The following is a 16,271-nucleotide window of genomic DNA, read 5'->3' as shown; positions in this document are numbered from 1 at the left end:
GCAGACGATCGATCCGGTTCACCATCCCGCGCGATGGAATCCCGATCGATGGCGCAGAATCAGCCTGGTCTCACCGGTCGGGTGACATACAAGATTCACCCGGTTGTCGGCGGTGGAAAGTTCACCACATGGTTCGGTCCCACGACCGCTCCACTACTCGGCACTCTTCATGTTCCTGCGGGGGGTACAGCGCGCGGAGGGGTCGTGCTGTGCCCCCCTGTCGGGAAAGAACACGTCGATTCCTACCGTGGCCTCGCCTTACTGGCACAAAAACTATGCGCGCAGGGCCATCTCGTGCTCCGCTTCGATTACTACTGCACCGGCGATTCTTCGGGGGAGCAAACCCAGGCAAACGCGGTCGAACTCTGGGAGTCCAGCGTTCGCGAGGCGGCCGGATATCTTCGCCGGTGCGGAACCGACACGGTGACCGTTCTCGGACTTCGCGTCGGTGCGCTGGTAGGTGCGCGAGCGGCAGCTGACATCGACGGGGTCAATGCACTTGTCCTGTGGGATCCGGTGGTCTCCGGCCGCAAGTTCCTGCACCGACAGAAAGCTCTTGTCAGCCTCACGGGCAGGACAGACCCCGAGCAGAAGTATGTTTCACTCATCGGGATGGCTCTCCACCGATCCGCCGCACAACAACTTTCAAATATGGACCTCACATCAACGCCGATCGATTCGTCGGTGCGCGTCCTGATCGCCACCCGTCCAGAACACGCGGACAACCGCGGAATTACACATTTGGTCGAGCAGACCGACGCCGAGCACTTCGTCGTGGATGAGCAGATCGAGTTCATCGAGCCAGCCGATTTCGCCGTACGAGTACCGGCGAAGACAATCACGTCGATCGCCGACTGGATCGACGCGGCAACCACCCGCCAACGTTCATCCGTGGCAGTGCAGCTTCGAGACTCGGCCAACCTTGTCGACCCCCGGTCCGGAAGAACTGTGACAGAACAGCTTTCACACCGCGGAACCCACAACATGTTCACAATCCAAACGACACCGGCAGGAAGCGCGCCTGGTGGACCGACGCTGGTCGTTTATGGAACAGCATCGGAACATCGAGTTGGCCCCAGTCGCCTGTGGGTAGAACTCGCCCGCGCGTTGGCTGCTCACGGCGTCAGTACCATTCGCTTCGATCGCGCGTCAACCGGCGAAACCTGGCCTGCTGACGATCACGAGATCAGTACAATCTACACACCCGAACAACGAACAGACGCGGTTGATGTGGTCGAGCTTGCTGGCGCACCAGCCGAGAATCTTATTGTCGCCGGACTCTGCTCGGGATCCTGGAGCGCAGCGATCGCTGCGGCCGAAGTCGGCGCTCGTCACGCAATACTCGTTAACCCCCTACGATGGACTACACGCCAGATTGAGTTCACTCGAAGTCACGAGCTCGCAGGCGATGTCCCAGGAAAGCGATCTCTGGCACTCCGCGCGCATGATGCTGCTGTCCGCTTCAAGGACGTCATACGAGATCGACTCCCCTATCGCCTATGGCTTCAGTTGGGACAAATCGGTCTGGTCCAAGTGCCAGAGGTGCTCCTGCGTCCACTGAGCATCGCCGGCGTGAATGCCACTGTGCTGTTGTCACCTGGTGATCACCGATGGTTCTTGGAGAACCGCGGACCCACCGGACTCTCCCGACTGCAACAACTTCCGGGATCGGTAGACACACGATTACTCCCCGCAGGCGATCACCCACTCATCGGTTACCCGATCCGGGAATCTGCGCGAGCCGAAATGACATCTGCAATTCTTGACGCATTTGGCATCCGCGAAACCACCCTGCCCAATGAACCTCAAGACTTCGCTAACGCCGTCGGAATCGCCCGCTGATTCCGGACAGAAGTCCAACACCACGGAACTGTAGGCATGGGCACAGACCACAGTCTCTGCCTGAGCGAAGATGTTGGTGAGCAGATTGCGGATGGCCGCAGCGGCATCGGCGGTCGGGATCAAATGCACGAAACAGTGGCATGGGACAATATTCACACATTAATAGCTGCGTTCCCGTGAAACGATCCAAGAGGGTGTTTCAAAGCATAAATGAGACGGATGCCCCGCCCTCGATCGAACGATGGGCGGGGCGAGACGACGCAAGTACTTGTTAACGTTTGGTGGACTTTCTGCCTGTGACACGTCGCTCGCTACGAATAGTCCGAAGCACTCTGAACCCGTCGCGAACAGCATTCAGATTGCTCTCACCGTGAATGCGGTCCCGCTCATAGCTCGGGACTTCTGTGATTTTCAGACCTGCGTTGGAAACACGAACGTTGATCAACGTTTCGATCTCGAAGCCATCCCCCCATTGAGCATCGGGAGCAGCGGTTTCAGGGAGGTCCATGACGGGGATGTGATGACGCCAGAAAGCATTGTAGCCGTAGCAGAGATCGCTGAACGCTGCGCCGAACTTGATGTTGACGATTCCGTTCAACGCCTTGTTGCCAAGCTTTCGCGAGAACGTGATGTCGTCACTACCTCCACCCAGTGCGAACCTCGTCCCCTTCGCGAAGTCAGCACCGGCAATGAGCGCCGATACGAACAGAGGGATTTCAGCCGGATCCGTAGACCCGTCCGCATCTATCATCACGACGATGTCCGATGTTGCGGCCAAGAATCCGCACGCGAGTGCGTTGCCTTTTCCTCGCCGAGTCTGCGTGACGATCGTGGCCGTCGGCCACAGCTTCCTGGCAACCTCTATCGAATCGTCCACCGAATGTCCGTCCACGAATACGATCTCGTCGATGCTGTCGGGCATCCGCGCTGCAACGTGTGGAAGGTTCTTGGCCTCGTTCATAGCTGGAACTACAACCGTCACACTCGGACGTCGAGGGCTCGTGCCATGTGCCTGCCGGCTTGCTCGGATGCTCTCACTGGTGTCCACGCTCATTGGTACTCATCTCCCCGTTTCGACCCCCGACGGCTTAGACCGCGGATAACGTAGTAATTCTCAAGCAATCACCTTGATGGCCAGCCTGGTTTTGACTGCCCGATGGTGACACTCGACAGCTCGCCCCACCTCTAACGAACTCAACGTCCGGTACCCAAAATCCCCAAATAAGCGTGCACCGGTTTGCGTTTCGAACGTAAACATACCTCAGGCTTGTTTTATTTGCAGCCTAGAATCAACGTGATCCCGCACCCAGTTACGAAATGGCAATCCAAATCATTCAGTGGCTGACAGTCGCCATGCCGCGCTCCAACGATCGAGAGGTGGTGTCAAGCAATCCACCGGGGCACGATCGACCTCGTCGACGTGGTTCTTGACGTACTGCTCCGCCACTCGAAAGCGGTCCGCGAAGCTGAGCGCTTTCATCCGAAGCAACCCGTCGAGGTCGCGCATCTGTGTTGCCATCGCAATCAACTCGACTGGTATCAGTTCCTCCGGGAACCCGGCACGAGACACTCTGGACACATACTGCTCGACCAGCCTGAATGCAGGTTGACTCACTGCGACACCGTCCAATTCGGAGGCGCGCCTCTTCTCTATGGCTTTCATCTCTTCCCACGCACGCTCCTGCGCAGCGACGTCGATATCACCCGACGGATCAGTCGCCAGATGGGGAGTTCGATGAGTCAGTTTTACAATCAGTCCTCGAGCGACGTCGTCGATATCGAAAGCTTCCTCACCTGGTACAGCCTCGGCAATTCGTGAATGAAACAGAACCTGCAACAGTAGGTCGCCTAATTCTTCCCGCAATGTCTGGCGGTCACCGTCCACGATCGCGTCGAGCACCTCGTATGTCTCTTCGAGAAGGTAGCGAACCAACGATTCATGCGTCTGAGCAACTTCCCAGCCCTCATAGCTCCACAAACGATCCATCAGGCGACTTGCCGCGACAAGTTCATCACCTTTGAGTGCTTCACCTGCGATCAGCCGTGCACCTCGCCCAACTCTTTCGACGGCGCCCTCACCGTTTGGATTCGACGTCACATAGACAGCGGCTCCCGGAACGGACGTCGGAAGTGCACGACGAGTCGAATGTGGCACATCGTCAGCTATTTCGATCGGATCGCGTAGCACGGTCAACGCGTTCACTGGTATTGAATCCGGACGTGTCGCGTCCAGTACGACGACAACCGACTCGTAACTCATGCCTCCATCACCACGGCACTTGCGGCGCGACCGTCGATCGCCAGGATGAAATCGGCAATGTATTGCAGCAATTCCACGTCGCGCAGGCGATCGGAACCCACTCCCCCGGTTCGCGGCAGTGGCAGCTGCACCAAGCCTGTCGTCGCCCGGTACTGCGCGCTCGGATAGATCCGCTTGAGCCTGATCTGCTTGGAATCGGGCAGCGACATTGGCGAGATCTTGAGTTGAGTACCGGTTACCGCCACTTCCTCGAGTTGGTACTCGCGGCACAGCAGCCGCAGCTTCGCCACCGATACGAGTCGACGCACTTCTTCCGGTATCGGGCCGTACCGGTCAACAAGTTCTTCTACGACGGCAGCGATGCCCTCGGAATCCGTTGCGGCAGCAATCTTTCGATAACCTTCGAGACGAAGCCGATCACTGGTGACATAGTCCGGCGGAATATGTGCGTCGACGGGTAGATCGATGCGAACCTCTTTCGGGCCCTCGTCGGTCGTGATCGGGAGCCCGTCAGCGGCGGCGCGGTAGGCCTCGACCGCCTCGCCGACCAGGCGGACGTACAGGTCGAACCCGACGCCGGCAACGTGTCCGGACTGCTCGGCGCCGAGGACGTTACCGGCGCCGCGGATTTCGAGGTCCTTCATGGCAACGGCCATACCGGCGCCGAGATCGGAGTTCTGCGAAATGGTGGCAAGGCGATCGTATGCCGTTTCGGTCAACGGCTTCTCCGGCGGATACAGGAAGTATGCGTATCCGCGTTCCCGGCTGCGTCCGACGCGACCTCGCAACTGGTGGAGCTGTGAGAGGCCGAGTGAATCAGCGCGCTCGACGATCAACGTATTCGCGTTGGAGATATCGAGACCCGTCTCGATGATCGTGGTACACACCAGGACGTCGAAATCTCTCTCCCAGAATCCTTGAACCGTTTTCTCGAGAGTGTCCTCGTTCATCTGACCGTGGGCGACCACAACCCGCGCTTCCGGTACCAGTTCACGGATTCGCTTGGCAGCCTTGTCGATCGAGCTGACGCGGTTGTGAACGTAGAACACCTGACCGTCGCGCAGGAGCTCGCGCCTGATGGCGGCCGCGACCTGCTTGTCTGCATACGCCCCGACGTACGTCAGAATCGGATGACGCTCTTCCGGCGGGGTCAGAATGGTAGACATCTCGCGGATGCCGGCCATGCTCATTTCCAGCGTACGAGGGATCGGCGTTGCAGACATAGTCAGAACATCGACGTGGGTCCGCAAGGATTTGATGTGTTCCTTGTGCTCGACGCCGAATCTCTGTTCCTCGTCGACGATCACCAAACCGAGGTCCTTCCACCGAACCCCGGTCTGCAGAAGGCGATGTGTGCCGATGACGATGTCGATCTCGCCCTCGGCCATGGAAGTGATGATTTCCTTGGAGTCCTTGGCGTCGGTGAAGCGCGACAATCCGCGTACCTTCACCGGGAACGACGCCATCCGTTCGGTAAACGTCTGAAGGTGCTGCTGCGCCAGCAGAGTTGTCGGAACCAGGACAGCCACCTGCTTACCGTCCTGTACCGCTTTGAAGGCGGCTCGCACAGCGATCTCGGTCTTGCCGTATCCGACGTCACCGATCACGACGCGGTCCATCGGGACGGCTTTCTCCATGTCGCCCTTGACTTCACTGATCACGGTCAGCTGATCGACCGTCTCGGTGAACGCAAAGGCGTCCTCGAGTTCCTTCTGCCACGGAGTGTCGGGGCCGAATGCATGGCCGGGTGCTGCCTGACGCGCGGCATAGAGCTGCACGAGTTCGCCCGCGATTTCACGAACCGCTTTGCGCGCCTTACGTTTGGTGTTCGCCCAATCGGATCCACCGAGCTTGCTCAGCGCGGGCAGCTCACCGCCGACATAGCGGGAGAGCTGATCGAGCGATTCCATCGGCACGAACAACCGGTCCCCCGGATGGCCTCGCTTGCTGGCAGCGTATTCGATGACCAGGTACTCACGCCTGGCCCCGCCGATGGTGCGTTCCACCATCTCGACAAAGCGGCCGATACCGTGTTGGTCGTGAACGACCATGTCGCCTGCGGCAAGTGCAAGCGGATCCACTTGGTTGCGACGCTTGGCCGGCAACCGTCTACCGTCGCCCACTGCCGCAACTCGATTGCCGGTGAGGTCAGCCTCGGTGACGACAACCATTCCGGGAACGTCGCCGTCGCCGTGCAGAACCAGACCGTCGTGCAACGATCCACGCAATACCGAGACCTGACCGCGTGCCGGGACCGCACCTGGCTCAGCCATTGTGGCCGGAACCTCGGCCTCACCGAGTCGTTCGAGGACTCGTTTTGCCGTGCCGGCACCGGCAACAACCACGGCCGCGCGTCCACCCGTGGTCACGTGCGCACGGAGGCTGACGAACAGTTCGGCAAGAAGATCGTCCGACCCACGCACCTGCGGGGCAGGCTGAATCGGGAGTTCGAGTTCTTCACCACTCCCCGATGCCAGCGGGCTGACGGTCCACCACGGACGCCCACCCGCTTCTGCGGATTCGCGCACCTGACGCAGCGACCGGTAGGCAGACGCGCCGAGCCCCGAGTCGCCGCCGGCGAGGATGGAGGTATCGAGGGGTGCCGCGCCGCCGATAGACGCCGCAGTCCACGACGCTTCCAGGAACTCCTGCCCGGTGCGAACCAAATCCGTTGCGCGGGTGCGCACTTTCTCCGGGTCACAGAGCAGAATGTGGGTTCCGGCGGGAAGAACATCGGAAAGTAATTGCAATTCACCAGGTTTCAGCACCGGAAGCAACGCCTCCATGCCCTCCACCGGAATACCCGCCGAGATTTTGTCCAGCATCTCCACCAGCGAGGCGTCGGCCTGGTTCTCTGCGGCAATCGCGGCAGCCCGATCCCGAACGTCGGGGGTCAACAACAATTCACGGCACGGCGGCGCGATGACGAGGTCGACGTCGATATCCGGTAGCGAACGCTGGTCGGCAACGGAGAAGTAGCGCAGCTCCGAAACCTCGTCGCCCCAGAACTCGATGCGAACAGGGTGATCCGCGGTGGGTGAGAAAAGGTCGAGAATGCCGCCCCGCACTGCGAACTCGCCGCGCTTGCCGACCATGTCGACGCGGGTGTACGCCATTTCCACCAGCCGGACCAGAACCGACTCGAAGTCGATCTCGGTGCCGACGCGCAGTGTGATCGGCTCGATCTCACCCAGCCCGGGGGCCATCGGCTGAACCAGAGAGCGCACGGTCGTGACCACAACCCGCAGCGGCGCACCGTACGAGGAATCGTCAGGACGAGCAAGGCGTCGGAGAACCTCGATACGCCGCCCGACGGTATCCGCGCTGGGCGAGAGCCGCTCGTGAGGCAACGTTTCCCACGACGGGAACTGTGCAACCGATCCGCCGATCATCTCGGTGAGTTCGGCCGTCAGATCGTCGGCTTCACGACCTGTTGCGGTCACCAACAGCACTGGCGTTCGCGATGCAAGCGCGGCCGCGATGAACGGCCTCGCCGGTTTCGGCGCAACGATGTCGAGGGTGGCTCTACCGATCGCCTCGGTCACCGAGGCGAAGGCCGCGTCTGCGAGCGCGGCCTCGGCAAGGCCGGCAAGCGAAGTCTGGGCGGCGGGCAAGGCAGTCAACGAATGCGCTCCTCGGCGGTGACGGCGAGCTGCGGACGAACAACCCGAGCGTCACCCACCAGCAGTGGCGTGACGCCGAGTCGATTCTATCCGCGAGCGTGCCCTACCTCCGCGGAACCCGCTTGGTCGACGGTTGCCGAGGTGGATCGGCAACCAACGGCGGGCTGACCGGGGCGCTGGAATGGGAATTGAGTGCTCGAACGCGACCGATCACCATCTTCGCCTGACCGGTGCGACGCAACCTCACCGTCCGCGCACCGCCTGGTGCGAGATGAAACCAGGAATCTTCGGGCTCGAACCCCTGCAGGTCCAGCGACACGTATTGCGCCGTACCTTCCGAGGTGACGTCGACAAACCAGTCGTCGCCGACACTGCGGGCAATGGCGGCGAGGCCGACGGTGCGTTCCAGGGGTCTGGCCGGGCTTCCCAACAGATGCACAACTTCGTCGATAACCACGCCTTCCTCGTTCTCGAGAGTGATGGTGACTGCGTCGTAGTTGCGCGGCCCGAACTTGAAGACGTGCGTGAGATCGGTGAATCGCCCCACTACCTCGTCGACCGTCAGACTCCGTTTCCCGTGGGCGTCGACCTTGACGGGCGCGACCACATCCACCGGGACCACACCAGACCTGTTGTGCGCTCGGATACGGATTTCGGCAACCAACGGGTCACCGGTCTCGTTGATCACGTCGAGCCGGAGTCCGTCCAGACCGTCGTCGGTGACAATAAGGGCCACGGGTTTCGAGTACCGCCGTAGCACGTACCACGGAGCCTTCGGTGTGCCATGCCAGTCGAGGATTCCCCACCCTGGCCCAGGTTCGAGATCCATCAAAGCCAAGGTCAACGCACCGTCACAACCGGAATCTGCTCGACGCCAGTAACCGAGTGCTGCGCCGAAGGCCTCGCAGATCGCCGCACGCCCCAAGTCGAGATAGCGTTCCGGATCGGACCAGCGAACCTCACTCGGATCCTCGCCGAACAACGTTCTGACGTAGTGATCACGAACGTCCTCGAAGTCCCAGGACGACCCGTTGTCCCGTGGCACAGCAGCCTTCCACGACGGGTGGTGGCCGGCTACGGACACAGAGCCGAACTCGTTCTCGACGGCAGTGTTCGACGGCGGAATGGAGAACGCCAGGCACTCGGTTGCGAATCGCACCCGCGCGCTCAACACATCGTCGAGTGGACGCCGGTACCCGCCTATTCCGAAGTAGTGGGCGATACCGGTGCCTACGTGAGTCGCCAATGTTTCACGGTCGGGCGGTGCGGACGGAGACGAAGTGACGTACTCGAGTCCCGGTGCGAGTTCCTCGAGCATCGCAGGCAAGCGGGAATGAATGATCGAGATGTGCTGATCGACCAGACCGAGCATGGTCGGTTGCTGTTCGGTTTCACTTCCTCCGCAGAAAACCGCGAGCGCCGGGTTGCCACCGACCTGTTGCAGGAACGCACGTACCTCGGCGGCAAAGAGTGCAAAGAACTCGTCGGTGTCTGGCGGATCGAGCGTCGCGAGCATCGCGTCCTGCCAGACGAGAATGCCCAACCTCGAGCATTCGTTCCAGAAGTGATCACTCTCGTAGACCATGGTTCCCGGAATACGCAGCATGTTCACGCCGGACGCTGCACAACGCTCGAGCACCGACGTTGTTTGCGCCTCGCCGCGGAAGGAGACGGGATCGGTGGGCACCCACACCGATCCCCGGCAATACACGTCGACCCCATTGACCGATACTCGAAATCCACCGCCGGTTCGATCTACCTCGAGACTACGAAAACCGATGTGCCCCAGGTGGAGCACATCTCTGCCCACGTCGATCGACACAGAGTATCGATGCGGCCGACCGTGCGTATGCGGCCACCAGAGATCCACATCAGGAATTTCGACGACGCCGGATACGACGGCAAGTCCACCGTCTCGCGATGTCACGGTGAGGGAACCACGAACGTTTCCGACGGTCACCGGCACTGCCGTGACAGTGCGGGGCAGACCTGTGAGACGCGCCGAGATCTCGACGGCCCCGGACGTTCCATCGACGGTAGCGTGAAGAGTCCGGGAAACGACGCTTGCCTTGCCGACGTCCAACAATCGAATACCCCGCCACGGCCCCACCGGCACCGGCACACCGGCGAATACGGGTGCACTCCCCAGCAGTGTTGTGCGTATCCATCGCAGGCCCTGCTCACGCACCAACGACGAACGCCATCGGCCACGAGGCCGACGCGTACTCAGAACTGTTGCCAGAGAATGAAAGTGGATCGAGAGTGTGAATTCACGACTCTTGGCCGCCTCACGGGTTACGACTACCTCACCGGGAACGAACATGGACTCAGAAGACAAGACGACAGTGTCATCGACCCAGACGTCCGCGCCCGCCGTCAGCCCCTGGAGGTGGAGCAGCCACGAACCCTCACCGGCCGTGGCAACCCTCGTGACGAACCACCAATCACTGGCGTCGGCAGCCACCCGACGAGCCGCAGCGGAGCCGTCGGCTTCGCGGACCGCCCCGGCCACCGTGCCCGGCACCGTAGCCGGTAGCCATCCCGTCTTTCCCGACAGCTGCGCGGGATTCACGATTTCGCCGGGTTGCGTTGCGATACAGCGCCACTGCGCTTCCTCGAGAAGATCTGTAGCGTATTTCCGCGGCATCACACCAACCTGAGATGTCGCTGGGAATCAACTCCGACAATGGAGGTGATGATGTCCATGGACTGTGTCCAGGACACCGCCATCTCGTCGAGTTGATCACGGGGATCCACGACGCGCCCCCTCGCCGCACGCGCCATCTGAAATTGCACACTCTTGGCGCCCGCAGCGACACTGCGGAACCCCGCCGCCGCCTGCGCTGTACCGGAAAACCCTGACGCATCGAGAAATTCGCTGACATCGCCGGCAAGTTCAGCGCTGGCGCCGCACTGCCTCAGCAACCCGAACGACCACAGATGGAATGCCTCCATGCCGGCTGTGCGGATCCACTCCGAATCCTCGACGACCCTGCGCCCCAGCTCGCGTACCGGATTTCCCGGAGGCCGAACTGCCGCGTTCCGACGAGCTACTTCTGCGATGTTTCCCGCGTTCATCTCGTGAACGGGCGAAAGACGGACCTGCTCGACGTAAGGAACGAAAGGCGGGATGCTCGAACGATCGAGATCGAACACCCCGGAAAAATCGTCGCCCCGAAGCACATAATATCCACTGTTGTGGAAGTACTCGAGTTCTCCCGCTACTCGATCGATCCGGTTGGGGACAATTGTTGTCTTGGTATGCGTCTCATGGTAACTCGTACCCAATGTGTCTGGCAGCCAGTAACCGTCGACCTCCACCGTAGACAGCATTCCTGCCTCGAGGTTGTCCTCGACGTGTATCAGTGGCGCGCGCCAGACGTTCATCTCGGCAACGTCGATCCCGTAGAGCGCAAAGATATCCTCGGCCTTGAACTTGAGGAACGTCCACTGAGCACCGTCGAACCTTGACGCAAACGCACATGCCATGGCGGGAACCGGGTCGAGGCCGAGCGAATGCAGAACCTCGATCCAGAGATCCAGGTAACAGTTGGTCTGCGCCCACACCCGGTCCTCGTGATGCACGGCATGTGGGTTGTAGCGATCGGGGGTGATATCGAGGAGTCTGGCCATCACAAACCCATATGTCCACGGACGCCGCCTGGCCAGGCAGCAATGTCAAGACCGTGTGTTCGCAAGAGAGACAGAGCGATTCGCTCCATTCCGAAACCGACGCAGGAACTGTGTGCAACCTCCCCGTGGGCGGTAGTGATGTCGAATGTCTTGCCGAAGTGATCGAGGTGGTTGTTGGATGACACGATTGCCGTACCCTCGTCGAGATCGCCGTACAACCGAACTGTCAACTCCGTCTTCAGGTTTTCATCGCGTTGGTTGGCCGCCAACATCCGGCCGGCCCTTCCGAAGAACGGATCGTTGGCAATGACCGGCGTGGCATCGAGGCCGAGGTCGCCCAAGATTCCCATTCCGCGTTCGATCCACTTTTTGCGGTGAGCTGCAGCGGCGTCGGCGTCGCCGATCGTCACGAACTCGTGCATGCGGAACGCCTGCATACGGGCTGGATCGATGGCCGGTTCGTGCCGAAAGCAGAATCCGTAGATATCAAGAAGCACTCCGCCTTCGGGCAACTCACCCGTGTACTGAGCGTAGGCGGGGTGGCACGCGGCCGACACCAACATCGTCTCGGTCGGTTCGAGATAGCGATCCCACGATTCACCGTTGGCGCGATCTGCGAGCAACTGTGAGTGATCACGATTGCTTCCGTTGAAAGTATTGATGGCACCGGTCAAGTTGGGGAACGACGCGATGTAATCGGTGCGCTCGAAACTCGTGCGAGGAAACACCGGTGGAAAGCGCAGACGCGTTGCTGCCGATCCGGGACCCGCAGCAACGACCACGCGGTCGATTCCGTCGATGATGTCCTCGAACAACCCGGAACGTCCGTAAAGACCTAGGACATCTGTCTCGATGAGAATTCCCGCACTCAGCAATTCACGCTGAAACTCGGCCCTGGCGAGATCGAGTTCGGAAGGGGTGGAATCGGTCTCGGCGTTCACGAAGTCGGTAGTCACATTGTTCCTTGGTATCCGATGGCCATTTGAGCGGACCCAGCCATGATGCGATCGTTGTTCACCATCACGGCAGCCCCGTGGGCATCACGGAGATGCCTCCCGAGCGAGAACTCACTGTCTTCTCGGTATCCGGAGATACCGCAGATCAACATCGTCTGACCGACAATCTCCACCACAGATCTCGATGTGGCGACCTTCAGGTTGTTCATCGACAGCGAGAACCCGACACTGTCGGTTGTCGTCGCCCCATCCAGTTCGCCGCGAGCGCAGACGGCGCGGTCGTAGCGACTGGCGGATGCGTCAACCAGGTCCGCGAATTGTTGCGCAGTGGAAGCTGTTTCAGCCAGTCGCAGCGCTGCCGGCGACGAGACTCCCGGCTGCTTGCGCGCCGCGGCGCGCACGTACTTACGCGCCTTGTCGAGTGCCGCGTCAGCGATGCCGAGCCACACCGAACTCCACACGACGTGCGACACGGGCAACATGGTGTTGGTGGAAATGTCGGCGTACGGAGTATCGATCATCATGTCCGGCGTGGACGTCGCCCGCAGGATGTACCCGAGGCTGCATGTTCCCCGCAACCCGAATGCGTTCCATTCGGCAGTCTTTTCCAGTGTGAGATCCCCGCTGCGACAGACAACAAGAACCTGATCGTTCGGCTGACTTTCCGGCGAACGTCGGGCGGTGACCAGAATCGCGTCTGCATGCTCGCCGTACGAGATCACCGGCGCGTTCTTGATCAGCAGCAGATGGCCACCGAGATCCTCTACAGCGCAGTAACTTCGGCTGACGTCGCCGCCGATTCCCAACTCCGTTGTTGCCGATGCGAGCAGCAACTGCTTTTCGACGGATTCGACCACGAACGCCCGCAGCGCCTCGGTGTTGCCGTGCTTGACCAGGGAGTAGATCTGCGTCTGATGCATCGCAAAGATCATTCCGCTGGACGCACAGCGTGATCCGATGATCCGCGCGATGGTGGCAACCTCACGCAAGGACAAGCCGTCGCCACCGAGCTCGGCGGGAACGGCGACAGAGAGCAGGCGCTGCTCGCGCATCGCAGCAACCGCCTCGACGGGGAATCGAGAGTCTTCGTCCACCTCGGCCGCCCACACGGCGGCAACTTCGTCTGCGACACGGCGTGCCCGATCGAGGGCAGGCTCGACAATAACGTCGGGATGCGGAATGCTCACGCTTCACCCAGGCCGATCAACGCACTCTCGATCGCCCTGACGCTGGCAAAAGTGCTCTTCCGGAGCAACTCGTCCGGGAATTCGATATCGAACGAATCTTCCAGCGCCAGCATCACATTGACACTCGCATGGGAGGTCAAACCCAACGCGTACAGATCGGCGTCGATGTCGATTGTGCCGACGTCGACTGCAAGCCGACCATGCTCCATGAGCACTTTGCGAATTGCCTGATCACTCATCGGTGACTTAGTCCTTCTGTTTGTTGCGAACCGCCGCGATGCATGGCAATCACCATGGCGATAGCGACGTCGGCCTCATGCGAAATAGACACTTGAAAATCCTGAAGATCCTGCGCCACAGCAAGTTTTGCTGCTTCGCCGAAAAGCTCTACCCCACATCCCCCCCACAGCTCACGCGTAATCTCGATGGAATTCCATGGAATTGCTGTGTCCGCGGGCCGGAGAACCTTGACCACTGCTTCCTTCGCGGCAAAGCGCGCCGCGAGTCGCTGATCCCTGGCAGCCCCGCTGCAGATCTCCAACTCGCGTGCAGTGAACGTCCGCTCGAGGTATCGGCTCCCGAACAGATCGATACTTCGACTGACATCCACGACATTGACGACGTCGCAGCCGATCCGGGGGGCCGCATCGAATGTTGCTGACGAAACAGCCGAAACTGCCGAAGTCCTCGACGGTACAGATTCACCCATCTTCGATACCCCTTTCATCGATGGACCGGGCGACCCCCTACCCCGCCCGGTACACCGACTTCGTCTCGAACAATCGAGCTTCCCTGACCGATCGACAGGTTGCAGCAATTGTTCAGCTACTGGAAGAACATACCGCAACGTCGAGCAGGTCGGCAAGATCGGACCATCGGACATTTAGTTACGGGATAAACATACTCTGAGTTTGTTTCAAAAGCCCAATATAGGCCAATACCACTTCCGCGACACGATTAGATCCACACAAATGGGAGATACATCCCACCAACTGTCCAGGTCACCGACCCGAACGCCATTCGGACCGTCGAAACCGGATTAACTCAGTGGTCACTACTTAGACGCCGAGCAGCAAACTGGCGGAAGTATTCGACCTTCGATTCCGGAACGACGACCGGAAGAATGATGTTCCAGGACGTCTTCATCGACTCAGACAAATCGCGCATTGTTCCCGTAGCCGAAGCTATCAATCGGACACCCGTCACCATTTGCAACAAGAAGCGCGCAATGTCCGAAGAGTCGACGTCGGATTTGAGGTCACCTTCATCGGCAGCTCTGGTGGCGAGTTCCCGGAAAATATCGAGCCAAACGTCGAACGTTGCCGGACCCGATCCACGGTAGTCACCGATTTCGACCAGCAAACGGAACGTGGCACGAACAAGTACGTCATGTGCGGCAGTATCGACTGCCACCGACGAGACACCGATCAGCGATTCCAGTGCTGGTGTTCGGCGGTCCAGCCACAATTCCGACTTGGCGTCGAAACGAGCAGACCCTTCGTCGATTACCGCGCGGGCGAGCTCTTCCTTGGAACCGAAGTGGAAGTACAGCGCCCCTTTGGTCACCTGCGATTCGGCGATGATCTCGCTCAGACTGGCGTTTGCATATCCCAGACGCAGGAAAACCCCCGCTGCACCGCGCAGTACCGAATCACGAGTGGCTTCCGCCCGCTCCTGCCTCACCATCGATCCGGCCTCCAGTCACCACACATCGAACGAATCCTCACCATTACCCGTTCACAGCGTCAAAATGGAAGGCGCTTTGCAACAAAGAACACCCCACGCAAACAAACCACATTTGCCCATCGAACGATCGTGATACAGCCAACACAGCTTAGACTGCGCTCCATACTTCGGCGACAGGCACGCCTGCGTTAACCCTCTAATTGCGGATCGGCCTCGAGATTGGTGAGGCCGTTCCAACACAGATTCACGAGGTGCGCGGCCACAACTTCCTTGGACGGAGTGCGCTCGTCGAGCCACCACGTGGCTGTGGTCGACACCATCCCAACCAGTGCCTGCGCGTACATCGTTGCAAGTCCCGGGTCGAATCCGCGCCGCGAGAAGTCTCCGGCCAACAGGTATCCCACCTGACTGATGGCGTCGTTGAGGAGACTGGAATAGGTGCCGCTCGGCGCCACGACGGACGAATCACGAACCAAGATCCTGAAGCCGTCTGTGTGTTCCTCGACGTATGTGAGCAACGCCAGCGCTACTCGCTCGACTCGAACTCTCGAGCGGTTCTGCGACAACGACGACGTGATCATCTCCAACAGTCGCGACATCTCGCGATCCACGACCACGGCGTACAAGCCCTCTTTACCGCCGAAGTGCTCGTAGACGACAGGCTTCGAGACATTCGCCCGCTGCGCGATTTCCTCGATCGAGGTTGCTTCGTATCCTCGTTCGGCAAAAAGTGCCCTGGCGATCTCGATCAACTGCTGACGACGCTGTGTTCCCGTCATCCGCACCCGAGCTGCCCGTTCAGGTGCGCGATCACTGCCCATCGGATTGGGAACCGTCGCCATCATTGCCTCTCTCCCCACACGGCGGACGGTTGTCACCGCACCGCTCTCGGCAAGCCTATCGGCACTGCTCGACCCGAAAACGGAGGAGCGGTTCGACCTAGACCGGGTCGGCATGCGATTATTCTTGCGCGTAATCCGCCGCAAGGTTCGGAGAGCGTGGCAATCCGCCGTGGTGTAATGGCAGCACCTCTGATTTTGGTTCAGATAGTTCAGGTTCGAGTCCTGGCGGCGGAGCCGGTAGT

Annotated in this window: 12 protein-coding genes and 1 tRNA gene; 2 read left to right on the top strand and 11 right to left on the bottom strand. The window is 60.2% G+C overall.

All coding sequences use genetic code 11. The annotated features are described in order from the left end of the window. The first annotated feature begins 33 nt into the window (after window positions 1-33). Window positions 34-1,842 carry a hypothetical protein gene (locus R4P64_RS20100; protein ID WP_317822381.1) on the top strand — a complete coding sequence of 603 codons (1,809 nt, stop codon included), beginning with the start codon at window positions 34-36 and terminating at the stop codon, window positions 1,840-1,842. A 271-nt stretch (window positions 1,843-2,113) separates the two neighbouring features. Here the strand turns inward: R4P64_RS20100 and R4P64_RS20095 are convergent, their stop codons facing one another. The 11 genes from R4P64_RS20095 to R4P64_RS20045 form a co-directional block, all read right to left on the bottom strand. After that, entirely contained in the window at window positions 2,114-2,896 is a 783-nt protein-coding gene (locus R4P64_RS20095; protein ID WP_317822379.1) for a glycosyltransferase family 2 protein, read from the bottom strand. Window positions 2,897-3,172: 276 nt separating this feature from the next. Continuing rightward, on the bottom strand, window positions 3,173-4,102 hold the full coding sequence (locus tag R4P64_RS20090) for a MazG family protein (RefSeq protein ID WP_317822377.1): 930 nt from the start codon (window positions 4,100-4,102) through the stop codon (window positions 3,173-3,175). Then, complete coding sequence (gene mfd, locus R4P64_RS20085) at window positions 4,099-7,725, bottom strand: transcription-repair coupling factor (protein WP_317822375.1); 3,627 nt, start codon at window positions 7,723-7,725, stop codon at window positions 4,099-4,101. Before mfd ends, R4P64_RS20090 begins: the two co-directional genes overlap by 4 nt. 103 nt (window positions 7,726-7,828) lie before the next feature. Beyond that, complete coding sequence (locus tag R4P64_RS20080) at window positions 7,829-10,372, bottom strand: glycosyl hydrolase 2 galactose-binding domain-containing protein (protein ID WP_317822373.1); 2,544 nt, start codon at window positions 10,370-10,372, stop codon at window positions 7,829-7,831. Next, the gene (locus R4P64_RS20075) at window positions 10,372-11,358 is read right to left on the bottom strand and encodes a DUF1839 family protein (protein WP_172937384.1); all 987 of its coding nucleotides are present in this window, start codon (window positions 11,356-11,358) and stop codon (window positions 10,372-10,374) included. Before R4P64_RS20075 ends, R4P64_RS20080 begins: the two co-directional genes overlap by 1 nt. After that, complete coding sequence (locus tag R4P64_RS20070) at window positions 11,358-12,314, bottom strand: amino acid--[acyl-carrier-protein] ligase (RefSeq protein ID WP_317540854.1); 957 nt, start codon at window positions 12,312-12,314, stop codon at window positions 11,358-11,360. Before R4P64_RS20070 ends, R4P64_RS20075 begins: the two co-directional genes overlap by 1 nt. Continuing rightward, on the bottom strand, window positions 12,311-13,501 hold the full coding sequence (locus R4P64_RS20065) for an acyl-CoA dehydrogenase family protein (protein ID WP_045069307.1): 1,191 nt from the start codon (window positions 13,499-13,501) through the stop codon (window positions 12,311-12,313). Before R4P64_RS20065 ends, R4P64_RS20070 begins: the two co-directional genes overlap by 4 nt. After that, the gene (locus R4P64_RS20060) at window positions 13,498-13,740 is read right to left on the bottom strand and encodes an acyl carrier protein (RefSeq protein ID WP_033234563.1); all 243 of its coding nucleotides are present in this window, start codon (window positions 13,738-13,740) and stop codon (window positions 13,498-13,500) included. Before R4P64_RS20060 ends, R4P64_RS20065 begins: the two co-directional genes overlap by 4 nt. Continuing rightward, entirely contained in the window at window positions 13,737-14,210 is a 474-nt protein-coding gene (locus R4P64_RS20055) for a holo-ACP synthase (protein ID WP_317822369.1), read from the bottom strand. The genes R4P64_RS20060 and R4P64_RS20055 overlap by 4 nt, the downstream gene beginning before the upstream one ends. Window positions 14,211-14,545: 335 nt before the next feature. Next, a complete protein-coding gene (locus R4P64_RS20050; RefSeq protein WP_033234297.1) occupies window positions 14,546-15,187 on the bottom strand; it encodes a ScbR family autoregulator-binding transcription factor in 642 nt (213 codons plus the stop codon). 188 nt (window positions 15,188-15,375) lie between these two features. Beyond that, on the bottom strand, window positions 15,376-16,008 hold the full coding sequence (locus tag R4P64_RS20045; RefSeq protein WP_219113189.1) for a TetR/AcrR family transcriptional regulator: 633 nt from the start codon (window positions 16,006-16,008) through the stop codon (window positions 15,376-15,378). Window positions 16,009-16,192: 184 nt separating this feature from the next. Between R4P64_RS20045 and R4P64_RS20040 the strand changes: the two genes are divergently transcribed. Then, window positions 16,193-16,263, top strand: a tRNA-Gln gene (locus R4P64_RS20040). Window positions 16,264-16,271 lie beyond the last annotated feature (8 nt).

This window comes from Rhodococcus sp. IEGM 1366, from assembly GCF_033142425.1.
GTDB lineage: Bacteria > Actinomycetota > Actinomycetes > Mycobacteriales > Mycobacteriaceae > Rhodococcus_F > Rhodococcus_F globerula.
The sequence above is the reverse complement of the archived record's forward strand: the minus strand, read 5'-3'. Positions and strand labels throughout refer to the sequence as shown.